The sequence below is a fragment of the Chromobacterium sp. ATCC 53434 genome (genome assembly GCF_002848345.1).
GTDB lineage: Bacteria > Pseudomonadota > Gammaproteobacteria > Burkholderiales > Chromobacteriaceae > Chromobacterium.
Genome location: NZ_CP025429.1, coordinates 2,538,160 through 2,561,446, shown reverse-complemented (window position 1 = coordinate 2,561,446; position 23,287 = coordinate 2,538,160). Strand labels below are relative to the sequence as shown.

The window sequence follows — 23,287 nt, the reverse complement described above, 5'->3', positions numbered from 1 at the left end:
GGGACGGAAGGCGCGCTTTAGCTCAGGCGCTTGATGACATTGGTGTTGCCGCCGCCGCGCACCACCACCCAGCCGGCGGGGATGGGCGAGCCCAGCATCACCTGGAGCTCGGTGCCGACCGGCGCGCCCTTCGTGTAGTAGATGTCGTTGCTGGTGCCGTTGGCGCGCACTTCCACCCAGTCGGCCGGCAGCGGCGAGCCCAGCATCACGGTCATCCGGCGGCCGTAGCTGGAACCGGTGACGTAGTGCAGCACATTGCTGTTGCCGTTGGCGCGGACGATGACCCAGCCGTCCGGGATCGGGGAGCCGAGCATCGCGGTGTATTCGGCGTCGAGCGAGGCGCCCTTGACGTAGATAATGTCGTTGGCGTTGCCATTGGCGCGGACGATGATCCAGTTTTCCGGGATCGGCGAACCCAGGATCGCGGTCATCCGGCGGCCGTAGCTGGAGCCGGTGACGTAGTGCAGCACATTGGTGTTGCCATTGGCGCGAACGACGATCCAGCCGTCCGGGATCGGAGAGCCGAGCATCGCGGTGTATTCGGTGTCGAGCGAAGCGCCCTTGACGTAGATGATGTCATTGGAATTGCCGTTGGCGCGGACGATGATCCAGTTTTCCGGAATCGGCGAACCCAGCATCGCGGTGACCCGTTGGGCGTAGCTGGCGCCGCGGACATCGGTGATCTCGTTCATCGTGCCGGTGCTGCGGGTGATGACCCAGCCGTCGGGGACCGGCGAGCCCAGCATGATCCATTGGGTCTGGCCGTAGGACATCGGCGCCGGCGCGACGGCGCGCGTCGGGGGTTTCGATCCGGCGGCCATGGCGGCGTGGCCGGCGCCGGCCAGCATGGCGGCGGCCAGGATCAGGATAGGGGTTTTCATCGCGGATGCTCCTGTTGTGAAATCGGAGCGCAGGCGGGGAATGGCCAGCGCTTAGGCTGCCATATTATGCTATTGGTATTTGTCGGGCAATCTCTGGCGGATGCCCGCTCATCAGGCGGCGGCCTGCAGCAGCAGCCAGTCGACGAAGGCGCGCAGCCGCGCCGGTTGCGGGCCGGGAGGGTGGACCAGATAGTAGCCGTAATGGCCGACCGACAGGAAGCCGCTTAGCGGCAGCACCAGCCGCCCCTCGTCTATCAGCTGCTGCGCCAGATGACGGCGGCCGATGGCGACGCCGGCGCCGCTGGCCGCGGCGCTCAGGCACAGGTCGGAACGGTCGAAGGACAGGCTGCGCGAGGGCAGGTCCACTTCACAGCCCTGGTGACGGGCCCACTGCGTCCATTCGGCGTTGTGGGCGGCGTGGTACCAGGCGCGGGAGTCGTGCAGCAGCGAGCAATCGCGCAGTTGCGCCGGCCCGTCGCGCAGCCGATGGCGTTCGGCGTAGTCCGGGCTGCACACCGGGGCCATCTCCTCGCTCATCAGCTTGTGGCTGCTCAGACCGGGAAAATGGCCGTCGGCGTAATACAGCGCCAGATCGGCCCGTCCGCTGCGGAAATTGGCGTCGCCGTTGCCGGCGCGGATGTCCAGCTCCACCTGCGGGCAGAGCTCGGCGAAGCCGGCCAGCCGGGGAATCAGCCAGCACTGGAGTATCGACGGATGGACGTGCAGGGCGAGGCGGCCGGCGGGGCGCTCGTCGGCGTCCGGCTGCAAGGCCGTTTCCAGTTCGTCCATGCCGCGCGCCAGCGCGGCGAAGAGCCGTTCGCCATCCGGGGTCAGGCGGACCTGCCGCGTCAGCCGCAGGAACAGCCGCAGGCCCAGCGAGCGCTCCAGCCTGGCGATGCGGTGGCTGACCGCGCTGGGGGTCAGACACAGTTCGTCGGCGGCGCGGGAGAAGCTCAGGTAGCGGGCCGCGGTGAAGAAAGTATGCAGATTGATGAACTGACCGCCATCGAGCCTGGACCGGTTCATGGCGCCGCCCTCAAGATAGCAGCGCGCGACCGCGCGCCAGATAGCCGTCCATCTCGGACGCCGGCACCATGCCGCCGCCGGTGAGCCAGACCAGGTGGTTGGCGCGCGCCATCCGCTGTGGCGTCAATTCCAGCCGGGCGCGGTAGCCCTGTTCCTCGGTCAGCAGCCGGGCGATGCCGGGCACGCCGGCCAGCGCCGACGGCTCCAGCCGCAAGCCCTCGGTCTGTTCCAGCAGCGCCAGCAGGCGGAACAGTTCGTCGTCGTCGACGGTGTAGTAGCCATCGATCAGGCGCTGCATCGCTCGGCCGACGAAGCCGGACGGCCGTCCCACCGCCAGTCCGTCGGCGGCGGTGCGGTTGTCTATGCCGAAGTCCTGCACCGACACCCGCTGATGCAGGCCGGTATGGACGCCGAGCAGCATGCACGGCGAATGGGTCGGCTCGGCGAACAGGCAATGCACGGCGTCGCCGAAGGCCAGCTTCAGCCCGAAGGCCACACCGCCGGGGCCGCCGCCGACGCCGCAGGGCAGGTGGACGAACAGCGGGTGCTCGGTGTCCACCGCCACGCCGGCGGCGGACAGCTGCGCTCGCAGTCTGATCGCCGCCGTCGCGTAGCCGAGGAAGAGGTTGACCGAATTCTCGTCGTCGATGAAATGGCAGCTCGGGTCGGAATCGGCCTGCGCGCGCCCCTGCGCCACCGCCGCGCTGTAGTCGGCGGCGTATTCGATCACCGTCACGCCGTGTTCGCGCAGCTTGTCCTTCTTCCATTTTCTGGCATCGGCCGACATGTGCACGGTGGTGCGGAAGCCGAGCCGGGCGCCGACGATGCCTATCGACAAGCCCAGGTTGCCGGTGGAGCCGACAGCGATCTGATGGCGGCCGAACAGCGCGCGCGCCTCCGGGCTGTCCAGCCAGGCGTAGTCGTCGCCGGGGCGCAGCAGGCCATTGGCCAGCGCCAGCGTTTCGGCGTGCTTCAGCACCTCGTAGATGCCGCCGCGTGCCTTGACCGAGCCGGAGACCGGCAGCAGGTTGTCGGCCTTCAGCCACAGGCGGCCGAGTAGCCCGATGTTGTAATGGCGGGCCAGGGCCGGTTGTAGCGCCGGCGCAGGCAGCAGCGGGGATTCGATGATGCCGCCCGCGGCGGCGGTGTCCGGGAAGGCGAGGCGCAGATAGTTGGCGAAGCGCCGCAGCCGCGCGTCGGCGTCGGCCACGTCGCCGGCGGACAGGCCGACATCGTTCAGCGCCTCCGCGGCGGGCGCGATGGCCGGATTGAACCAGCTGCATTCGCGCAGCGCCGTCAGTTCGGCGAGCAGTGGGTGGGAGATCTGCCAGTCGGCCAATGATTTGCCATTAATCATGCGTCGGTTCCTTGCCGGGTAGCGCGGCGAGCCGGCATTACGCCAACGGCCGCAGGATGCAGTATGGCGCCATTAAACCGGCAGCAGGCGGACTTGGCAAAGGATGAATATTCAAGCGACGGATGATTCTGTGTCATGTGTGGCGGGAGCGGTCGGGACGAGCAGCTGGTCGCCGTAACGCGCCATCCAGTCGGCCAGCTGCTGCAGCGGATACTGCAGCGTGCGTCCCAGCTCGGTGATCCGGTATTCGACGCGCGGCGGCACTTCGGCGTATACGGTGCGCCGCACCAGGCCGCGTTGCTCGAAGGCGCGCAACTGGCGGGTCAGTTCTTTCTGGGTGATGGTGCCGACCGCGCGCTGCAGCTCGCCGAAGCGCACCGGACGGTCCAGCACGATCAGCCGGTACAGGATGGGAATCGCCCACTTGCCTGCGATCAGGTCGATGAATTGCAGCATCGGGCAGGGATCGGCGGTGGTTTCCCGCAGGTTCTTCAGGGACATGGCGGCTCTATGGTATCAATTTGACACCTACTATACATTGCATACTAATGGACATGAAGTAGCCGTTTCGATGACGAAGGCAAGGAGGGCGCAGTGCCGCGGCTTGAAGCGGGGGCCGCTGGGCCGGCCCGAGGAGCTGGCCAAGGCGGCGGTCTTCCTGGCGTCGCCGTCGTCGTCGCGGCCAGGCCGGAATCTGCGCCAATAAAAAACGCCGACGTTGGCCGGCGTTTCATCTGTCATGTGACAAGAATTCAGGCGTCGAGTCCGTCGCGCACCATTTGCGCGGCGCGCAGCACCGCGCGGGCCTTGTTCTGGGTTTCCTGCCATTCCGATTGCGGCACCGAGTCGGCGACGATGCCGGCGCCGGACTGCACGTAGAGCATGCCGTTCTTCAGCACCGCGGTGCGGATGGCGATGGCGAGGTCCATGTCGCCGTTGAAGCCCAGGTAGCCGACGGCGCCGCCGTAGACGCCGCGTTTGGTCGGTTCGAACTCGTCTATGATTTGCATCGCCCTGACCTTGGGCGCGCCGGACAGCGTGCCGGCCGGGAAGGTGGCCTTGATCACGTCGATATTGCCGATTTCGCGGCCGACGCGGCCCTCGACGTTGGAGACGATGTGCATCACGTGGGAGTAGCGTTCGATCGCCATCTGGTCGGTGATCTTGACGCTGCCGACGTCGGCGACGCGGCCGATGTCGTTGCGGCCCAGGTCCATCAGCATCACGTGCTCGGCGATTTCCTTCGGGTCGGCCAGCAATTCCTCGGCCAGCGCCTCGTCCAGTTCGCGGGTCTGGCCGCGCGGGCGGGTGCCGGCGATCGGGCGCACGGTCGCGATTTCGCCGTCGCGGCGCACCAGAATCTCCGGCGACGCGCCGACCACGTGGAAGTCGTCGAAGTGGTAGAAAAACATGTAAGGCGACGGATTGAGGTTGCGCAGCGCGCGGTACAGCGCGATCGGCGAGCCGTGATAGGGCTGCTGCATCCGCTGGGCCAGCACCACCTGCATGATGTCGCCGTCGTGGATGTAGCGTTGACAGGCCGACACCGCCTCCTTGAACGCGTCCTCGCCGTATTCCGACACCGCGTCGCCATCGTGCGGCAGCGGCAGCGACAGCGGGATGGTCAGTGGTTCGCGCAGCTTGGCGCGCAGCTGGGCCAGCCGCGCCTCGGCCTTCTGCAGCGCGTTGGGCACCGCCGGGTCGGCGTAGACCACCAGGTGGAGCTTGCCGGACAGGTTGTCCACCACGGCGATTTCCTCGGACAGCATCAGCAGGATGTCCGGGGTGCCCACCGGGTCCGGCTTATGGGTGTCGGCCAGGCGGCGTTCGATATAGCGTATGGTGTCGTAGCCGAAATAGCCGACCAGACCGCCGGAATAGCGCGGCAGGCCGGGCAGTTCGGGGATGCGGAAGCGCTGCTGGAACGCTTCGATGAAGGCCAGCGGGTCGCCGTCGTGGCGTTCTATCACCTTGTCGCCGCATTCCACCTGAACCCGCTGGCCGCTGACGCGCAGCCGGGTGTCGGCCGGCAGACCGATGATGGAGTAGCGGCCGTGGCGCTCGCCGCCGACCACCGACTCCAGCAGATAGCTGTACGGCTGGTTGGCCAGCTTCAGGTAGATGGACAGCGGGCTGTCCAGATCGGCCAGCAGTTCCTGGGTGACGGGGATGCGGTTGTAGCCGGCGGCGGCCAGTTGGTCAAATTCTTGCGCTTGCATGCGTTTCTTCCTGTGTCGTGTCAGTTCGGGCGGGGTCGTGCGGGGCGTGCTCCGGGCGACGCCATCGCCAGCTGGCGGGGCAGGGAAGAAAAGCCATGGGCGGTTGAATTCCTGATTGCTTGAGGTCAGTTATTTTTCATCAAATCGTACAGCTCGGCAAGACTGGCCACCGCCAGGTCCGCGCCCAGCGTGGACGCGTCGGCGTAGCCGTAGGTCACGGCGATGGCCGCGCTGCCGGCGGCGCGGGCGGCGGCCACGTCGTTGGCGGAGTCGCCGACCATCGCCAGCTCCGTTGGCTGGATGCCCAGCACCTGGCAGCAATGCAAGAGCGGCAGCGCCGACGGCTTTTTCTCCGGCAGCGTGTCGCCGCCGATGATCAGGCTGAAGTGGTCGCGCAGGTCCAGTTGCACCGCCAGCGGCACCGCCAGCCGCTCGGATTTGTTGGTGATCATCACCAGCGGCAATTGCAGGGCGCGCAGCAGGGAGAGGCCCTCGCGCACGCCGGGATAGACGGTGGTGCGGTCGCTCAGATGTTCGCGGTAATGCTGGATGAAGAAGCGGTAGCCGCGTTCCCACAGCGGGCCGTCGGCCTCGGCGTGGCGCTCGTCGGTGATCGCGCGATGGACCAGGCTGGCGATGCCGTCGCCGACATGGCTCTTGATCCGCTCGGCGTCCAGCGGCGGCAGGTCCAGGTGGGCGCGCATCGCGTTGGCGGCGTCGGCGAGATCGGGAATGGAGTCGACCAGGGTGCCGTCCAGATCGAAGGCGACGGCTTTGATGTGTTTGAGATTCATATGTCTGCTTTGTCCGCCGCGGGCCGGGCCGCGGCGGAAATGTGTGTGTGGGGAGGGGTTACAGTTCGCGGATGTCGACGACCGCTTGCCGGCCGAAAGCCGGCGAGACCAGGTAGTCGACGATCTTGCGCGCGGCGTCGGCCGGGCTGCTCAGCGCGCCGTCGGCCTTCAGCGCGTCGAAGCGCGCCTTCTGCGGGAACTGGCCCTCGTCGCTGCCGCGGATGCTGCCCTGCATGTCGGTGTCGACGACGCCCGGATACAGCGCGACGACGCGCGCCGGATTGGCCTGGCCTTCCTGTTCGACGGCCACGCTGCGGCTGAAGTGATCCAGGCTTGCCTTGGTGGCGCAGTACACGCTCCAGCCCGGGTAGGCCTTGGCGGCGGCGCCGGACGAGATGTTCAGCACGCGGCGGCGCGCCGGCAGGCGCTCGGTGGCGGACAGCAGCGCGTCGGTGGCCAGCAGCGGCGCGGTGACGTTGATGGCGACGGCCTTGACCACTTCGTCGGCCGGATAGTGGCCGGCCTGGGCGATAGGCGTCACCACGCCGGCGTTGTTGATCAGCGTGATCGTCGCGCACTCGGGCAGCGGCAGCTGCTGCAGCGCGGTGTGGACCGACGCCGAGGCCTGCGCGGCGTCGGACAGGTCGGCGTTGACGGCCAGCAGCCGCTCCGGATGGCGGGCGGCCAGGCCCTCCAGCGCCGGGCCGGCGTGGCGGGCGATGCCGACGACGAAACCGCCGTCGTTCAGCAGCGCCTCGCAGATGGCGTAGCCCAGGCCGCGCGAGGCGCCGGTGACGATGAATGCATGCATGGCGTTATCCCTTGATGTGTGGAAGCTGTGCGGCGATGTTCTTATGCGCCGACGCGGGCCAGTTCGGCGCGCATCGCGTCGATGACGGCCTTGTAGTCCTTCTGGCCGTAGATGGCGGAGCCGGCGACGAAGGTGTCGGCGCCGGCGGCGGCCACCTGGGCGATATTGTCGACCTTGACGCCGCCGTCCACTTCCAGCCAGATCTCGCCGCCGTGCCTGGCGGTGTATTCGTCGATGCGGCGGCGGACCTGGGCGATCTTTTCCAGTGCGTGCGGGATGAAGGACTGCCCGCCGAAGCCGGGATTCACCGACATGATCAGCACCATGTCCAGCTTGTCCATCACATGGTCCAGGTAGGAGAGCGGCGTGGCGGGGTTGAACACCAGGCCGGCCTTACAGCCGGCGTCCTTGATCAGCCCCAGCGTGCGGTCTATGTGCTCCGAACCTTCCGGATGGAAGGTGATGATGTCGGCGCCGGCCTTGGCGAAGGCGACTGCCAGCGCATCCACCGGCTTCACCATCAGGTGCACGTCTATCGGCGCGCTGCTGTGGGGGCGGATGGCCTCGCAGAACATCGGGCCCATGGTCAGGTTGGGGACGTAGTGGTTGTCCATCACGTCGAAGTGGATGATGTCGGCGCCGGCGGCGATGACATCGCTGACTTCCTGGCCCAGGCGGGCGAAATCGGCGGACAGAATGCTGGGGGCGATACGGAAAGTGCGCATGGCGATTGCTCTGACATCGATAAACGAGGAATGCCGGGCATTCTACCGCGCCAAAAACGGTTTGGCCGGATAAAATGAAAGCCAGAGCTATTCCGAAGGAGCCGTAATGGCCGACAAGACCTACCAAATGGCGGTGGAGGCCGAGCCGCAATACATCGCCGAGCAGTCCAACGTCACCAATGATATCTACGTGTTCGGCTACCGCGTCCGCATCACCAATACCGGCAGCGAGCCGGCCCAGCTGGTCAGCCGCCACTGGATCATCACCGACGCCAACCACCAGGTGCAGGAAGTGCGCGGCATGGGCGTCGTCGGCGAGCAGCCGCATCTGGCCCCGGGCCAGGCGTTCGAGTATTCCAGCGCCACCCATCTGAAGACGCCGTACGGCAGCATGAAGGGCTGTTACCAGTTGGTGGCCGACGACGGCAGGCGCTTCGAGGCCGAAATCCCCGAGATGACGCTGGTGGCGCCGAGGGTGCTGCACTAATCGCGTTTACAGGATGGGTCCTTGTCGTCGCGCGGCCAGGTCCACCAGACAATGAAGGTGGCGAGCGCGCCCGCGCCCAACGCTTCCAGCAACAGAATCCACATGATGTCCGTCCCTTGCGAATGAAGCTCTCTTCACTGTGGGACAGACCCAAGCCACAGGCAAACCTTTTATGCGCATCACCCATAGCGGCCCGGCCCCGTCCGGCCGCCACGATTGGCAAACCATCAAGACATTGCTGCCCTATCTGTGGGCGTTCAAATGGCGGGTCATCCTGGCCCTGAGCTGCATGGTGCTGGCCAAGGTGGCGGCGGTGACCGTGCCGCTGTATCTGAAGGACATCGTCGATCAATTGTCGGTGCCGGCCACGCTGCTGGCGGTGCCGGTGCTGGCCCTGACCGGCTACGGCGTCGCCCGGCTGCTGTCCGGCGTGCTGGGCGAGCTGCGCGACGCGGTGTTCGCCCGCGTGATCCAGGGCGCGGTGCGCCGGGTGGCGCGCAATGTGTTCCAGCATCTGTTCCGGCTGTCGCTGCGCTTCCATCTGGAGCGGCACACCGGCGGCATGAGCCGCGACATCGAGCGCGGCACCAAGGGCATAGGCTTTCTGCTGAATTTCACCGTGTTCAACATCCTGCCGACGCTGCTGGAAATCGGCATGGTGACGGCCATACTGCTGCACCGCTATTCCTGGCGGTTCGCGCTGGTGACGCTGGGCACGATAGGCCTTTACATCGGGTTCACGCTATTGGTGACCGAGTGGCGCACCGTCTACCGCCGCACGATGAACGATCTGGATTCCAAGGCCAATTCCAAGGCGATAGACGCCTTGCTGAATTACGAGACGGTCAAGTACTTCAACAACGAGGAATACGAGTCCAGGCGCTATGACCGGAATCTGGAAGCCTGGGAGGCGTCGGCGATCAAGAACCAGGTGTCGCTGTCGCTGCTGAACGCCGGCCAGGCCGCCATCATCGCGATAGGGGTCACCGTGGTGATGGTGCTGGCGGCGCGCGATGTGGTGGCGCACCGGATGACGGTCGGCGACGTGGTGCTGGTGGCGACCTTCATCACCCAGCTGTACGCGCCGCTGAACTTCCTCGGTTTCGTCTACCGCGAGATCAAGCATTCGCTGGCCGACATCGAGCGGATGTTCAAGCTGCTGGCCGTCGATCTGGAGGTGGCGGACGCGCCGGACGCCAAGGCGCTGGCCACCCGCGCCGCGACGATACGTTTCGAGCGCGTCGGTTTCTCCTACGAGCCCAAGCGGCGGATCCTGCACGACGTCGACTTCACGATACCGGCCGGCCAGACGCTGGCGGTGGTCGGCGCCAGCGGCGCCGGCAAGTCGACGCTGTCGCGGCTGTTGTTCCGCTTCTATGACGCCGGCGACGGCGCGGTCACGATCAACGGCGAGGACATCCGCTCGCTGACGCAGGACTCGCTGCGCGCCCACATCGGCATCGTGCCGCAGGACACGGTGCTGTTCAACGACACCGTCTATTACAACATCGCCTACGGCAAGCCGGGCGCGACCCGCGAAGAGGTGATCGAGGCGGCGCGCTCGGCGCACATCCACGATTTCGTCAGCAGCCTGCCGGACGGCTACGACACCATGGTAGGCGAGCGCGGACTGAAGCTGTCCGGCGGCGAGAAGCAGCGGGTGGCGATCGCCCGCACCATCCTGAAGAATCCGCCGATACTGATCTTCGACGAGGCGACCAGCGCGCTGGATTCGCGCACCGAGAAGGCGATACAGCGCGAGCTGGCGGCGATCTCGGCCAACCGCACGACGCTGATCGTCGCCCACCGGCTGTCCACCATCGTCGACGCCGACCTGATCCTGGTGCTGGATGCCGGCCGGGTGGTGGAGCAGGGGCGCCATCGCGAGCTTCTGGCGCGGGACGGCCGCTACGCCGAAATGTGGCGGCTGCAGCAGCAGAGCGAGGCGATGGCGGAGTAGGAACCGCTAACAAAGCCTAGCAGAGAGCCTGGGCCAAGGCGCGCCGACGCAGACAGCACACACAGTACGGCAAGCGCGCGGGGCCTTAGAGCCTGTTTACGATCTTTTTCCGAGCAGCGCAGCCCAGCCAGTAGGCCAGATGCAAGGCGGAGGGCGTAGGCCTTGGTGATTCCAAGGCCTAGCCCGACAACGCGGCAGATGGCCTGCTGGCTGGCCTGCCCTTCGGGACGGTTTTCTGCCGGCGCATGGCTTTGTCAAACGTCCCTTGCAGTGAACGACACTGCGGCGGGCCGTTTTCCGCGCCCTGCATCCGGTAGAAAACCGCCGATGCCGCAAAAAGATCGTAAACAGGCTCTTACCGCCCTGCTTGCTGCCGCGGGACGGCTTGGCCGTGCCTGGCCATCGAGCACAGCGCGATTCCGCAGGCGATGAGCAAGGCGCTGACCAGGTGGAACGGGTAAATGGGCGCGTTCAGGAAGGCTATGCTGAGTAGGCCGCCGCTGAGCGGTATCAGGTGGGAGTAGATCTCTCCCCGGGTCGAACCAATGGCGAGTATGCCCTTGTTCCAAAGCAGGTAGGACAGCCAGGAAGGGAAGATGACCAGATAGGCGACGCCGGCGAGCAGGCCGTAATGCAGATGGCCGCTGGCGAGGGCTGGCGCTTTTTCGCTGAAGGTGAACAGCAGGACGGGCAGCAAGGCGATGGCGCCTATCGTCGCGCTGACGGCGACAAAAGCGTTGCCTTTTATTTCCTTGGGCTTGATGCGCAGGAAAGCGCAATACAGGGCCCAGCTGACGGCGGAGCCCATGGTCCAAAGGTCGCCGCGATTAAGCGAAGCCAGCGCGTCGGCATGGGTGAAATCGCCCTGAAGGATCAGATAGGCCACGCCGGTCGAGCTGAGGATGACGCCCCATATGCTTTGCGGCGCGATGCTCTCCTTGAAGAATATTTTATTGATGATCAATACAAGCGCGGGCGTCGTCGAGAGATAAATGGCGGCATTCAGCGAAGATGTGTATTGCAAACCGATATACAGCGTGATGGGGAATAACACCTGTCCGCAAAGCGCCAGAAATACCACCGTGCCCATTGATTTTTTCATCGCCGGCCATTGCGCGGCCACTTGGCGATGATACAAGGCCATCAAGAGCGCGGCAGTCAATAGCCAACGGGCGGCGGACAGCAGTATGGGATCGATGCTTTCCACCAGAATGTGGCCGATGACATAGTTTCCGCCCCAAAAGCAGGCAGCCAGAATCAGGCATAGGTATGGCATGTTTTTCTCTTTCGATCTGTTGCGTATCTCCAGGGTATCAAGCTGATGTGAAAGAGAAAGTTGATATTGGGCAAGGCTTGGATTCTTTACTTCCATGTCATGAGTTTGGCCGGGCCGGGTTGAGGCGGCGCAGGCAATGGCGAATCAGCTTGCCGTGATGGATGGGGGAGGCGGCTTCTGTTGGAGCCGAGGCCTTTCCGGCTTTATGAGGCGGGAGGCCGGCGGTGATTCGAATGGGTGAAATCGCTGGGGGTTGTATGAATGTCAGATACGCGCTGCTAGCGATTTTCGCGCTCATCGCCGGGTTTTCCCACGCGGAAAGCCGCAAGCTGACGATGTGCTACGACAAATATCCGCCTTATGCGATGGGCGAGTTTGGCGAGCTGGCCACCAGTGGCATAAAAGTGAAATTGCTGCAAGAAATCGGAAGACAGTTGGACGTGCTTGTCGTAGTCAGGATTCTTCCCTGGAAGCGATGCCTGAGCGCGGTCAAAGATGGTTTGGTCGACGGTATCCTGCCGTTGTACAAAACGCCTGAGCGCGAGCAGTTCATGGAATTCTCCTTGCCGGTCATGCGGCAGTACAACTGTTTTCTTTACAAGAAAAGCGCTTTCCGCGGACGCGTGGACTGGGCGGATTACCGAGCCTTGAAAGAGCATCATTTGGGAATGGAGATCGGCTCTGTCGTGGACAAGGAGATGGAGGCGATATTCGAATCCGCGCATCCTATCGATCGGGCGGCGGACTCCGTCACCTTGCTGAAAATGATGGATTCCGGCCGGATCGATCTGGCGACCATCGATTCGAATGTGGGCAAGTATCTGGTCGGCCAGCAGGGCGTGGCCGACACGATAGGCGTTTCCGATGTGCCGATCGGCAAGCTGTCCTACGCCGCATTCGGGTTTTCCAAGGCGGCGGGAGCGGGCAAGTGGGTGGCCGAATTCAATAAGGTCATCGAGAAAATGCGCAAAGCCGGTCTATTGGAAAAGATAGAAAATTAAGCCTCGAAACAGCAAGCATGGCTCGGCCTGGTCTTGCGCTGCTCGCAAAAGATCGTGAACAGGTTCTTAGACAGGGCTGCTCGTATTTTGCAGCACGGTGCGATAGCCGTCGTGGTCGACGAAGGTGGCGCCGTGCGCGTTCCAGTACGGATTGGCCGGCTGCGTCTGGGCGAAGCCGGCGGCGCGCATGCAGGCGCAGGCGGCCTCCCATTCGGCGCGGTCCGGCAGATAGAGCACCAACAGGTCTTCCGCCGTCGGAGCGGGCGGCACCGGGTGGCGGTGGCTGACGACGAATTCCAGGTGATAGCCGGCGCCGGGCAGGCCCAGCATGACGCCGTCGAAACCGTCGTGGTCGCGAAAGCCGCCCAGCACCTGCAGGTTCAGGCCTTCGCAATACATCGCCTTGCTCAGGTTCAGATTTCCGACCGGGCGGGCGACGCGCAAATGGGGAATGTGCTTGTACATGGCGATGGCGGCGGGTGGCGGGGAAGGCCTTCATCATGCCATGAGGGTGGAGGCTTAGCCAGCCTTGCCGGCCTTGATCCGTTTCATTTCCGCGATCACCAGTGCGCCCTGGCGCAGGGCCTCGCCCAGCGCTTCGGCCTGGGACAGGCCGGCAAACGCCAGCGTCGGGTCCAGCGCGGCCAGCGCGCGGTGGGCGCAGGCGCAGACTTCGGCGGCGGCGGTGAAGTCGGCCGGCCCCATCACCTTGCCGTTGCGGATGCGACGGTAGTAGGCGCGGGTGGAATTCAGATACTGGGCGGCGGTTTCCTGGCCGTCCAGCCGGCCTTCGGCGGCCAGCGCCTCCAGCAGGCTCGTCAGCTGGCGGCAGGCTTGCTCGGCCTGGGCATGGCGCTGTTCGTCTGCGCGGCGCTGCTGCTGTCCGGGCTTGGTGGCGGTTTTCTTGTTGCGCTCGGCCATCGTGGCATCCTTGGTCTGCGGAGCGCGCATTCTAACGGCGGCGGCCGCCGCCGTCTAATGCAGCTGGAACTGGGCCAGCTGTTCGAAGCTGGCCGGTAGCGAAACTTCGACGAGGTCGTTCAGGCAGAACAGCGTCAGCTTGCCGCCGTAGACGGCGCCGGTGTCCAGATGCATCACGTTGTCGTACAGGACGGCGCGCTCCTGCGGCGTGTGTCCCGCCAGCAGCAGGTCGACGCTGGCGACATGGCCGCCACCGCCGTTGAGCACGCGCTCGCGCGCCCACAGCAGCACCTCGAGGTCGCGCTCGCTGACGGCGTCGGCTTCCAGGCGCGCGGTCAGCGCGTCCCAGTCGTTGCCGGGACAGTCGGCGTGGACGATGCCCATTTTGCCGCCTTCCACTTCGACTTCCAGCGCCAGCGGCAACCGTTCCAGCGCGGCGACGCAGGCGGCGCGCTCGGACACGGTCAATTCGTCCAGCCAACGCCCGCCGTTGCGCAAATGGCGCTCTCGGTCCTGTTGCGGATTGTGCACGGCGTCCAGCGCCATCTGCTCGTGATTGCCGCGCACGGCGTGAAACCATGGCTGGGCCAGCCACTCCGTCACCAGCGGGCTGTCCGGCCCGCGGTCAACCAGGTCGCCGACCGACAGCAGCCGGTCGCGGGCCGGATTGAAGGCGATGATGTTCAGCAGGCGGCGCAACTGGGCGAAGCAGCCGTGGAGGTCGCCGACGGCCCAGTCGCGGCCTTCGATGTTGCGCGGCAGTTTGCGTATCATCATCTCGGGCCGTCCCTTGGTGTCGGCGGGGGTGGGGCGCTCAGCGCGCCAGCCAGTCCCGGCAGAATTCGTCGCGGAAATGGAGCAGCCATTGCAGCTTCTGCTCCGCCATCGCCCGGCCGGCCTCGGTCTGCATCATGCCGGGCAGCCGGGCCAGTTTGACGTCGATATGGTCTATCGCCCAGGCTTGGTCGTCCAGGCCGCGTTGTTCGCCCAGCGGGTCCAGCGGGTGGGCCAGCGCGCGTCCCATGCGGCCGGAGACGTAGAACATCCTGGCCAGGCCCACCGGGCCCAGCGCGTCCATCCGGTCGGCGTCCTGCACGATCCTGGCCTCCAGCGTGCGAGGTTCGATCGCCGCCGAATAGCTGTGGGCCTCGATGGCGTGGGCCAGATTGTCCAGCTGGGCGGCGGAAAGGCCGCTGTCGGCCAGCAGCTGGCGCGCGCGTTCGGCGGACCAGCGCGAGGCCTGATTGCGTTGCGGATGGTTCTTCGGCAGGTTGACCAGGTCGTGCAGATAGCTGCCGGCCATCACCACCAGCGGATCGGCTTCCGGATGGCTTTCCAGCAACTGGCGCGCCACCGCCCACACCCGGTGCAGGTGGCTGAGGTCGTGGGCGCCGTCGTCGTCCGGCGGTTGTTGTTCCAGCAAGGTGATCAGCCGTTGCTGCCATTCGGTTTGTTGCTGTCGATGCATGAGGGACGGACCGGTTCTGCGCCGCGCCGGATGGACCGGGCGGCTGGTTGATGCCTGTGTCTCGCCGGCGGCGAGGCGCCGCCGACTCTCTCATTTTATCACCGCCCGGGCCGAATGCCGTCGTCGGCCGCGGCGCTTTTCAACATCTCCCATTGCGACAGCCGGTAGCCGGCCTGGTGTTTCAGCAACAGGCTCAGCAGCGCCAGATCGCGGTTGTCCACATTGTTGAAACTGAGCCTGCCGCCGTTGGCCAGCATCTGGCCGGCGTGCAGCAGCCGGCTGGCGATGCCGCGGCGGCGGCAGTCCGGTGCCACCGTCAGTTCGGCGACTTCTCCGTCCGGCGACATCAGCAGCGAGCCGAGCAAGCGGCCGTCGCGGCGCACGGCGAGCCAGCGCGGCGGCGGCTCGGCCCGCAGCAGCGATTCGCGGCGGTTAGGCACCGCCGGCGGATAGGCGAGCCCGGCGGCCGGCGGCCAGTCCTGCGTCCGGTAGCCGGCATGCACGGTGACCGGCCAGTCGCCGGCGGCGGCTATCGGCGTCTGGATCTGGTAGCAGTCCAGCTGGCGCAGCGGTGAGAAGCCTAGCGCGGCATAGGCCTGTTGCGCGCGCAGATTGCCGTCTATCACCTCCAACCGTTGGCGCCGGATGCCGCGCGCGGACAGCAGGCTTTCCACCTGTGCGGCCATGCCGGTCAGCGCGCCCCGTCGGCGCGCGGCCGGGACGACGCCGGCGGCGATGCAATAGCCTTCGGTCTCGCCGTCGATGTCCGACGTCGCGCATAGCCAGAAGCCGACCAGGAGATTGTCCAGCCAGACGCCGGCGCTCAATTCCGGCGCCCAGCCGCGGCGGCGCAGCATGAAGGCCAGTTGGCCCAGGCTGGGCTGGGCCGGCACCACGTAATCGCTGAACGCTTCGAGAAAACAACGGTGCAGATCGGCCGGGGTCAGGCGGTCTAGCGTGCTGATGTCCATTGCGGCGCCGCGCGGGTGGGGAGATGACATGATGATGTTCGCGCCGCGGGCCGGGGTCAATGCGACGGGCGGAAAATGCCGCTCGCGGCGGTCCGGGCGTAGGCGAAAACAAACACCCCGCCGGGCGGCGGGGCGGGGATGGGCTCAGTCTTCCAGCCAGATCAGCGAGGCCATGCGGCCGGTGACGCCGTCGCGGCGGTAGGAGAAGAAGCGATCGCGGTCTATCACGGTGCAGAAGTCGCCGCCGTAGACGCGGTCCATGCCGAGCCCGGCCAGTCGCAGCCGCGCCAGCGCGTAGATGTCGGCCAAGTATTTGCCGTCGTCGATGTCGATGAAGGCGGCCGCGGCGGCGGCGTCGCGTTCGACGAAGGCCTGGCGCACTTCGGCGCCGACCTCGAAGGCGTCCGGGCCGATGGCGGGGCCCAGCCAGGCCATCAGCGTCGCCGGCGGCGCGCCGGTGGCGGCGACGGCGGCTTCGATGACGCCGTCGCACAGTCCGCGCCAGCCGGCGTGGACGGCGGCCACCACGCCGCCGGCGTCGTCGCACAGCAGCAGCGGCAGGCAATCGGCGGTCATCACCGCGCATACCGCGCCGGGCGCGCGGGCGAAGCTGGCGTCGGCGTCGGGCGCGTCGGCGCCGACCGCCGCGGCGTCGACGACCGCGGTGCCGTGCACCTGATTGAGCCAGGCGGGCTCGGCCGGCAATTCGTCGCGCAGCCGCACGCGGTTGGCGGCGACATGGTCGGGCGCGTCGCCGACGTGGGCGCCGAGGTTGAGGCTGGCGTACGGCGGTTGGCTGACGCCGCCCGAGCGGGTGGTCAGCAGCGTCTTCACCGTGGCGGGGGCCGGCCAGTCGGCGGCGATCCAGTCCTCAGCGGGCATAGATCACCTCGATGTCGCTGTCGTCATCGTCGTCGTCGTCCCAGTCATCGTCGTCCTCGCCGTCGGCGTGGGCGAAGGCTTGCTCGTCGGGCACCGCGCCGTCGCCGCGCAAGAGGTTCAGCAGCCGGCGGAAATCGTCGGGCAGCGGCGCCCGCCAGCTGCGCTGTTCGCCGGAGGCCGGGTGCACCAGCGCCAGCGCGTAAGCGTGCAGCGCCTGCCGGCCCAGCGTCTTCACCGCGGCGGCGGCGTCCTCGTCCATCTTGTGGCGCACATTGCCGTACACCGGATCGCCGGCCAGCGGATGGCCGGCCTCGCGCATGTGGACGCGGATCTGGTGGGTGCGGCCGGTTTCCAGCTTGCACTCGACGTAGGAGTGGCTGGCGTAGCGTTCCAGCACCCGCAGATGGGTGATGGCCGGCTTGCCGCCGAACTTCAGCACCGCCATCTTCAGGCGGTTGTTCGGGTCGCGGCCGATATTGGCGTCTATCGTGCCGTCGAACGGCACGACGCCGTCGGCGATCGCGCGGTAGACGCGCTTGACGCTGCGCGCCTGCAGCTGGCGCACCAGCTCGGTCTGCGCCGGCAGCGTCTTGGCCACCACCATCAGGCCGGAGGTGTCCTTGTCCAGCCGGTGCACGATGCCGGCGCGCGGCACCTGGGCCAGCGACGGGCAATGGTGCAACAGGCCGTTCAGCAGCGTGCCGCTCCAGTTGCCGGCGGCCGGATGCACGACCAGGCCGGCCGGCTTGTTCAGGACGATGATGTGTTCATCCTCGAACACGATGGCCAGATCCATCGCCTCGGGCTGGAACGCCATCTCCTCGTTGGTCTGTTGCAGCAGGACTTCCAGCTTCTCGCCGCCGAGCATTTTGGTCTTGGGCGCAAGCACCTGGCCGTCCACCGTGACCTGGCCGTCCTTGATCCACTGAGTCAGCCGGCTGCGGGAGTAATCCGGCAGCAATTTGGCCAGCGCCGCGTCGAGCCGCTCGCCGCACAGAGAGAGCGGCACTTCGAGATGTTGCGTGGCGGATATCTCGTTTTCCGAGATGTCGCTATAATCGTCCGGGTCAATGTAAGGATCAGTCATGAAAAGATACGTTGTTGCTGCAATGTTGGTGATGGCGGGGCTTGCCGGATGTGCCTCCACGGAGCCCTACGACGAAACGCGCGGCTGGCCGGTGGAAAAGCTGTACGCGGAAGCTCACGACGAGTTGAACAGCGGCAATTATACCCGTGCTGTCAAGCTCTATGAAACGCTGGAGTCCCGTTTTCCTTACGGCCGCTACGCGCAGCAGGCGCAGATGGACCTGGCCTACACCCATTACAAGGATGGGGAACCGGAGCAGGCCATCGCCGCGGCCGACCGTTTCATCAAGTTGCACCCGACGCACCCGAACCTCGACTACATCTATTATCTGAAGGGGCTGGTGTATTTCAACGACGATTCCGGTTTGCTGGCCAAATGGGCCGGTCAGGACATGAGCGAGCGCGACCCGCGCGCCGCGCGCGAGGCGTTCACCGCCTTCCGCGAATTGACCAGCCGCTTCCCGAACAGCACCTACGCGCCGGACGCGCGGGCCAAGATGATCAAGCTGGTCGACGCGCTGGGCGGCAACGAGATGCATGTGGCGCGCTACTACATGAAGCGCGGCGCTTATCTGGCGGCGGCCAACCGCGTCCAGGGCGTGGTCAAGGATTTCTCCAACACCAAGTACCAGGAAGAGGCGCTGGCCATCCTGGTGACCGCCTACGACAAGCTGCAGATGCCGCAACTGCGCGACGACGCCCGCCGCGTGCTGGCGTTGAACTATCCGCAAAGCCAGTATCTGACGACGCAGTGGCGGACCGAGGAAATGCCCTGGTGGAAGCTGTGGAAGTAAGCGCGGCCTGAAGCGCGTAAAAAAGCCGCCCGGCAAAGGCGGCTTTTTTTATTTGGCGGGCGTCGCCGTGGGGGAAGGGGGCGGTTCAGATCGCCTGCTCGTTGGTTTCGCCGGTGCGGATGCGCACCACCTGTTCCACCGGGATGACGAAGATCTTGCCGTCGCCTATCTTGCCGGTACGGGCGGCGGCGACGATGGTGTCGATCGCGCGGTCGACCAGATCGTCCGGCAGGATGACCTCGATCTTCACCTTGGGCAGGAAGTCCACGACGTATTCGGCGCCGCGGTACAGCTCGGTATGGCCTTTCTGGCGGCCGAAGCCCTTGACCTCGGACACGGTGAGACCATTGATGCCGATCTCCGACAGCGCCTCGCGCACTTCGTCCAGCTTGAACGGTTTGATGACGGCTTCCACCTTTTTCATTGCGCAATGCTCCCGGTTTGATCTGATGATATTAGGATAAAATGCGAAAATTGCCGCATTACAGACGGAATGTCCTGTTCCGCCTTAAATGCAGCGATGTTTTGCTGTATTATGACGCCCTTTCCTGGTACTTGTCGCGAGTGTCTATGTCTTACATTACCAAGCTGCGCGGTGGCGTCGCCCTGTCGCCGTTCCGTCTCGAAAAACTGCAGGCGGCAGCGGCCGACGCCGGTCTGAAGGATCTGGCGCTGACCGCCGAGCACTGGCATTTCGCCGAGAGCGAGCGCGAACTGACGCTGGAGGAGATCGGCGTGTTGGGCCAGTTGCTCAGCTACGGCGAGGCGCCGCTGAGCGCGGAGCCGGATGGCGAATTGTTCCTGGTGACGCCGCGTCTGGGCACTTTGTCGCCGTGGGCGTCTAAGGCTACCGACATCGCGAGGCACTGCGGATTGCCGAATATCCGACGAATCGAACGCGGCACGGCTTTCCGAATCAAGTCCGCCGATAAATCTTTAAGTAAAGAGGCTCGCCACATTCTGGCGGGCCTCTTGCACGATAGGATGACGGAAACGGTGCTGTCCTCGCTGGACGACGCCGACAAGCTGTTCGTCCATGTCGAGCCGCAGCCGTTGACCAGCGTCGACGTGCTGGCCGGCGGGCGCGCCGCGCTGGAGGCCGCCAACGCCTCGCTGGGCCTGGCGCTGTCCGACGACGAGGTCGAGTATCTGGTCGAGAACTTCACCCGGATGGCGCGCAATCCCAGCGACGTCGAACTGATGATGTTCGCCCAGGCCAATTCCGAGCACTGCCGCCACAAGATCTTCAACGCCCAGTTCATCATCGACGGCGTCGAGCAGGGCAAGTCGCTGTTCCGCATGATACGCGACACCCACGACGCCCATCCGGAGGGCACGCTGGTGGCGTACAAGGACAACGCCTCTGTGATAGAGGGCGCCTTCATCGAGCGCTTCTACCCGCAGCCGGACAGCCACCGCTACGACTACCACAGCGAGCCCACCGACATCCTAATGAAGGTGGAGACGCACAACCACCCGACGGCGATCGCGCCGTTCCCCGGTGCCTCCACCGGCAACGGCGGCGAAATCCGCGACGAGGGCGCCACCGGCCGCGGCTCGCGGCCCAAGGCCGGCCTGACCGGCTTCTCCGTCTCCAACCTGAACATCCCCGGCTTCAAGCAGCCGTGGGAGGTGCATAGCGAGCAGCAGGCGGAATACGGCAAGCCGGGCCGCATCGCCTCGGCGCTGCAGATCATGCTGGAAGGGCCGATAGGTGGGGCGGCGTTCAACAACGAGTTCGGCCGTCCCAATCTGGCCGGTTATTTCCGCACCTTCGAACAAACGTTCGGCGGCGAGATGCGCGGCTACCACAAGCCCATCATGCTGGCCGGCGGCCTCGGCAACATCCAGCAGCAGCAGATCCACAAGAACGAGATTCCGGAAGGCGCGCTGCTGATCCAGCTGGGCGGTCCGGGCCTGCTGATCGGCCTGGGCGGCGGCGCCGCCTCGTCGATGGATACCGGCGCCAACAGCGAAAACCTGGACTTCGACTCGGTGCAGCGCGGCAATCCGGAAATCGAGCGCCGCTGCCAGGAAGTGATAGACCGCTGCTGGCAACTGGGCGAGGCCAACCCCATCGTCTCCATCCACGACGTCGGCGCCGGCGGCCTGTCCAACGCCTTCCCCGAGCTGGTCAACGACGCCGGCCGAGGCGCGATCTTCGAGCTGCGCAAGGTGCATCTGGAAGAGAAGGGCATGACGCCGATGCAGATCTGGTCCAACGAGGCGCAGGAGCGCTACGTGATGGCCGTTCTGCCGGAGGATCTGGACCGTTTCGCCGCGCTTTGCGAGCGCGAGCGCTGCCCGTTCGCGGTGATGGGCGTGGCCACCGACGACGGCCGGCTGCAGGTGCGCGACGACCATTTCGGCAACAGCCCGGTGGACATGCCGCTGGAGGTGTTGCTGGGCAAGCCGCCGCGGATGACCCGCGACGCCAAGTCCATCGTGACCGAATTGAAGGTGTTCGACGCGTCCAGGTATCCGCTGCGCGAGACCGCCTATCGCGTGCTGCGTCATCCGACCGTGGCCGACAAGTCCTTCCTGATCACCATCGGCGACCGCAGCGTCGGCGGCATGACGGCGCGCGACCAGATGGTCGGCCGCTGGCAGGTGCCGGTGGCCGACGTGGCGGTCACCACGATGGGCTTCAACACCTGCCGCGGCGAAGCGATGGCGATGGGCGAGCGCACGCCGTCGGCGCTGTTCGATGGCCCGGCTTCCGGCCGCATGGCCATAGGCGAGGCGCTGACCAATATCTCCGCCGCCTTCGTCGGCCATCTGGGCAACGTCAAGCTGTCCGCCAACTGGATGGCGCCGGCCGGCCACCCGGGCGAGGACGCCAACCTGTACCGTACCGTGCAGGCGGTGTCCGAGCTGAGCCAGAGCCTGGGCGTCAGCATCCCGGTGGGCAAGGACTCGCTGTCGATGAAGACGGTGTGGCAGGAAAACGGCGAGCAGAAGGCCGTCACCGCGCCGCTGTCGCTGGTGATCTCGGCGTTCTCCCCGGTGGAGGACGTGCGCAAGACCGTCACGCCGGAATTGAAGGACGTCAAGGACAGCGACCTGATCCTGATCGATCTCGGCTATGGCCGCTGCCGTCTCGGCGGCTCGATCTACGGCCAGGTGTGGAAGGACATGAGCGGCCGCGCGCCCGATGTGGAAAGCCCGCTGCAACTGGCGGCCTTCTTCAACACCATGCAGTCGCTGCTGCGCGACGACATGCTGCTGGCCTATCACGACCGTTCCGACGGCGGCCTGTTCGCCACGCTGGCGGAAATGATGTTCGCCGGCCACGTCGGCGTCAGCGTCGACCTGCAGGAACTGGTGATAGAGCGCCAGAACACCCAGCGCATCATAGACGACTACGTGCAGCCGACGCTGGAGGCCGCCACCCACGGCCGCATCATGCGCGTGCTGTTCAACGAGGAGTTGGGCGCGGTGCTGCAGGTGAAGAAGGCCGACACGCCGGAAGTGATCTCGCGCTTCATGAAGGCCGGCATCGGCCGCGAGCTGTTCGTGCTGGGCCGCACCAACAACTACGACCGCCTGGTGATCCGCCACAAGGGCAAGGACCTGTTCAGCGAGAGCCGCAGCGAGCTGTTCTGCGCCTGGTCGGAAACCAGCGCCCGGATGCAGCGGCTGCGCGACAATCCGGCCTGCGCCGACAGCGAGCAGCTGCTGCGCAGCCACGCCAAGCCGCGCGGCCTGTTCGCGCAGCTGTCCTTCGATGTCGGCGGCGATCCGGCTGCGCCCTTCGTCGCCACCGGCGCCCGGCCGCGGGTCGCCGTGCTGCGCGAGCAGGGCGTCAACGGCCAGCTGGAGATGGCCGCGGCCTTCGACCGCGCCGGCTTCGAGGCGGTGGACGTGCACATGAGCGACATCATCGCCGGCCGCGCGCGGCTCGCCGACTTCATGGGCCTGGCGGCCTGCGGCGGCTTCAGCTACGGCGACGTGCTGGGCGCCGGCGAGGGCTGGGCCAAGAGCATCCTGTTCAACGCGCAGGCGCGCGGCGAGTTCGAGGCTTTCTTCCGCCGCGGCGACACGTTCGCGCTCGGCGTGTGCAACGGCTGCCAGATGATGTCCAATCTGTCGTCCATCATTCCGGGCGCCGAGCACTGGCCGAAGTTCCGCCGCAACGCCTCGGAGCAGTTCGAGGCGCGCTTCAGCATGGTCGAGGTCGCCGCCTCGCCGTCCATCTTCCTGTCCGACATGGCCGGCAGCCGGCTGCCGGTGGTGGTCAGCCATGGCGAGGGCCGGGCGCTGTTCGCGCCGGGCGCGCAGGACGCGGCGCTGGTGGCCTTGCGCTATATCGATTTCGACGGCCGCGCCACCGAGACCTATCCGCTGAACCCGAACGGCTCGCCGGCGGGCATCACCGGCGTCACCACGCCGGACGGCCGCTTCACCATCATGATGCCGCATCCGGAACGGGTGTTCCGCACAGTGCAGAACAGCTGGCATCCGGCGGACTGGGGCGAGAACGGCGGTTGGTACCGCATGTTCGCCACCGCGCGGCGCTGGGTGGGCTGACGATGGACTGACCCCGCGGCGCGGCGCCGCGGATGGCAAGCGGAAGCCTGGGGCTTCCGTTTTTCATTGGCGAAACGGATGGCGGCGGCAGGCCGGCT

23 protein-coding genes are annotated in these 23,287 nt (G+C 66.1%); 6 read left to right on the top strand and 17 right to left on the bottom strand.

Annotation, left to right across the window (positions count from 1 at the left end; all coding sequences use genetic code 11):
- Positions 1-17: 17 nt before the first annotated feature.
- The 4 genes from CXB49_RS11610 to CXB49_RS11595 all read right to left on the bottom strand — a co-directional run bounded on the left by CXB49_RS11610 (position 18) and on the right by CXB49_RS11595 (position 3,765).
- Positions 18-881 (bottom strand): hypothetical protein, encoded by an 864-nt coding sequence (locus CXB49_RS11610; protein ID WP_101708546.1) that lies wholly within the window; start codon positions 879-881, stop codon positions 18-20.
- Between the two features lie 111 nt (positions 882-992).
- Positions 993-1,907, bottom strand: coding sequence for a DNA-binding transcriptional regulator DsdC (dsdC, locus tag CXB49_RS11605; protein ID WP_101708545.1), 915 nt, complete (start codon positions 1,905-1,907; stop codon positions 993-995).
- A gap of 10 nt (positions 1,908-1,917) precedes the next feature.
- The gene (gene dsdA / locus CXB49_RS11600) at positions 1,918-3,264 is read right to left on the bottom strand and encodes a D-serine ammonia-lyase (RefSeq protein ID WP_101708544.1); all 1,347 of its coding nucleotides are present in this window, start codon (positions 3,262-3,264) and stop codon (positions 1,918-1,920) included.
- Between the two features lie 111 nt (positions 3,265-3,375).
- Positions 3,376-3,765 carry a helix-turn-helix domain-containing protein gene (locus CXB49_RS11595; RefSeq protein WP_101708543.1) on the bottom strand — a complete coding sequence of 130 codons (390 nt, stop codon included), beginning with the start codon at positions 3,763-3,765 and terminating at the stop codon, positions 3,376-3,378.
- A gap of 70 nt (positions 3,766-3,835) precedes the next feature.
- On the opposite strand from CXB49_RS11595, the gene CXB49_RS24285 reads away from it, so the two are divergent.
- On the top strand, positions 3,836-3,970 hold the full coding sequence (locus tag CXB49_RS24285) for a hypothetical protein (RefSeq protein WP_255409604.1): 135 nt from the start codon (positions 3,836-3,838) through the stop codon (positions 3,968-3,970).
- 46 nt (positions 3,971-4,016) lie between these two features.
- Here CXB49_RS24285 and trpE read toward each other — a convergent pair whose 3' ends face one another.
- The 4 genes from trpE to rpe form a co-directional block, all read right to left on the bottom strand.
- Positions 4,017-5,483: an anthranilate synthase component I gene (gene trpE / locus CXB49_RS11590; protein ID WP_101708542.1), complete on the bottom strand. Its 1,467-nt coding sequence runs from the start codon at positions 5,481-5,483 to the stop codon at positions 4,017-4,019.
- 125 nt (positions 5,484-5,608) lie between these two features.
- Positions 5,609-6,277 (bottom strand): phosphoglycolate phosphatase, encoded by a 669-nt coding sequence (locus tag CXB49_RS11585; RefSeq protein WP_101708541.1) that lies wholly within the window; start codon positions 6,275-6,277, stop codon positions 5,609-5,611.
- A gap of 58 nt (positions 6,278-6,335) precedes the next feature.
- Complete coding sequence (locus CXB49_RS11580; RefSeq protein WP_101708540.1) at positions 6,336-7,088, bottom strand: SDR family oxidoreductase; 753 nt, start codon at positions 7,086-7,088, stop codon at positions 6,336-6,338.
- 41 nt (positions 7,089-7,129) lie between these two features.
- Entirely contained in the window at positions 7,130-7,813 is a 684-nt protein-coding gene (gene rpe, locus CXB49_RS11575; protein ID WP_101708539.1) for a ribulose-phosphate 3-epimerase, read from the bottom strand.
- A gap of 106 nt (positions 7,814-7,919) precedes the next feature.
- Here rpe and apaG point away from each other — a divergent pair, with 106 nt between their 5' ends.
- Positions 7,920-8,300, top strand: a complete 381-nt coding sequence (gene apaG / locus CXB49_RS11570; RefSeq protein ID WP_101708538.1) for a Co2+/Mg2+ efflux protein ApaG — start codon at positions 7,920-7,922, stop codon at positions 8,298-8,300.
- Positions 8,301-8,472: 172 nt separating this feature from the next.
- Positions 8,473-10,260, top strand: coding sequence for an ABC transporter ATP-binding protein/permease (locus tag CXB49_RS11565; protein WP_101708537.1), 1,788 nt, complete (start codon positions 8,473-8,475; stop codon positions 10,258-10,260).
- A 355-nt stretch (positions 10,261-10,615) separates the two neighbouring features.
- Here the strand turns inward: CXB49_RS11565 and CXB49_RS11560 are convergent, their stop codons facing one another.
- Positions 10,616-11,632 carry a DMT family transporter gene (locus CXB49_RS11560; RefSeq protein WP_199406835.1) on the bottom strand — a complete coding sequence of 339 codons (1,017 nt, stop codon included), beginning with the start codon at positions 11,630-11,632 and terminating at the stop codon, positions 10,616-10,618.
- Between the two features lie 137 nt (positions 11,633-11,769).
- Here CXB49_RS11560 and CXB49_RS11555 point away from each other — a divergent pair, with 137 nt between their 5' ends.
- Positions 11,770-12,537, top strand: a complete 768-nt coding sequence (locus tag CXB49_RS11555) for an ABC transporter substrate-binding protein (protein WP_101708535.1) — start codon at positions 11,770-11,772, stop codon at positions 12,535-12,537.
- A gap of 66 nt (positions 12,538-12,603) precedes the next feature.
- On the opposite strand, the gene CXB49_RS11550 is transcribed toward CXB49_RS11555, so the two are convergent.
- The 7 genes from CXB49_RS11550 to rluD all read right to left on the bottom strand — a co-directional run bounded on the left by CXB49_RS11550 (position 12,604) and on the right by rluD (position 17,866).
- A complete protein-coding gene (locus CXB49_RS11550; RefSeq protein ID WP_233493058.1) occupies positions 12,604-13,002 on the bottom strand; it encodes a VOC family protein in 399 nt (132 codons plus the stop codon).
- Between the two features lie 54 nt (positions 13,003-13,056).
- Positions 13,057-13,458 (bottom strand): hypothetical protein, encoded by a 402-nt coding sequence (locus tag CXB49_RS11545; protein WP_158300792.1) that lies wholly within the window; start codon positions 13,456-13,458, stop codon positions 13,057-13,059.
- 54 nt (positions 13,459-13,512) lie between these two features.
- Entirely contained in the window at positions 13,513-14,235 is a 723-nt protein-coding gene (locus CXB49_RS11540; RefSeq protein ID WP_101708533.1) for a metallophosphoesterase, read from the bottom strand.
- A 37-nt stretch (positions 14,236-14,272) separates the two neighbouring features.
- Positions 14,273-14,926, bottom strand: a complete 654-nt coding sequence (locus tag CXB49_RS11535) for an HD domain-containing protein (protein ID WP_101708532.1) — start codon at positions 14,924-14,926, stop codon at positions 14,273-14,275.
- Between the two features lie 98 nt (positions 14,927-15,024).
- Positions 15,025-15,927 (bottom strand): GNAT family N-acetyltransferase, encoded by a 903-nt coding sequence (locus CXB49_RS11530; protein WP_158300791.1) that lies wholly within the window; start codon positions 15,925-15,927, stop codon positions 15,025-15,027.
- Positions 15,928-16,041: 114 nt separating this feature from the next.
- On the bottom strand, positions 16,042-16,779 hold the full coding sequence (gene pgeF, locus CXB49_RS11525; RefSeq protein ID WP_101708530.1) for a peptidoglycan editing factor PgeF: 738 nt from the start codon (positions 16,777-16,779) through the stop codon (positions 16,042-16,044).
- Positions 16,769-17,866 carry a 23S rRNA pseudouridine(1911/1915/1917) synthase RluD gene (rluD, locus tag CXB49_RS11520; RefSeq protein WP_101708529.1) on the bottom strand — a complete coding sequence of 366 codons (1,098 nt, stop codon included), beginning with the start codon at positions 17,864-17,866 and terminating at the stop codon, positions 16,769-16,771. Before rluD ends, pgeF begins: the two co-directional genes overlap by 11 nt.
- On the opposite strand from rluD, the gene CXB49_RS11515 reads away from it, so the two are divergent.
- Positions 17,865-18,659 (top strand): outer membrane protein assembly factor BamD, encoded by a 795-nt coding sequence (locus tag CXB49_RS11515; RefSeq protein WP_101708528.1) that lies wholly within the window; start codon positions 17,865-17,867, stop codon positions 18,657-18,659. The two genes, rluD and CXB49_RS11515, sit on opposite strands and share 2 nt — an antisense overlap.
- A gap of 85 nt (positions 18,660-18,744) precedes the next feature.
- Here CXB49_RS11515 and CXB49_RS11510 read toward each other — a convergent pair whose 3' ends face one another.
- The gene (locus tag CXB49_RS11510) at positions 18,745-19,083 is read right to left on the bottom strand and encodes a P-II family nitrogen regulator (protein ID WP_101708527.1); all 339 of its coding nucleotides are present in this window, start codon (positions 19,081-19,083) and stop codon (positions 18,745-18,747) included.
- A gap of 146 nt (positions 19,084-19,229) precedes the next feature.
- On the opposite strand from CXB49_RS11510, the gene purL reads away from it, so the two are divergent.
- Positions 19,230-23,189 carry a phosphoribosylformylglycinamidine synthase gene (gene purL, locus CXB49_RS11505; protein WP_101708526.1) on the top strand — a complete coding sequence of 1,320 codons (3,960 nt, stop codon included), beginning with the start codon at positions 19,230-19,232 and terminating at the stop codon, positions 23,187-23,189.
- Positions 23,190-23,287: the final 98 nt, after the last annotated feature.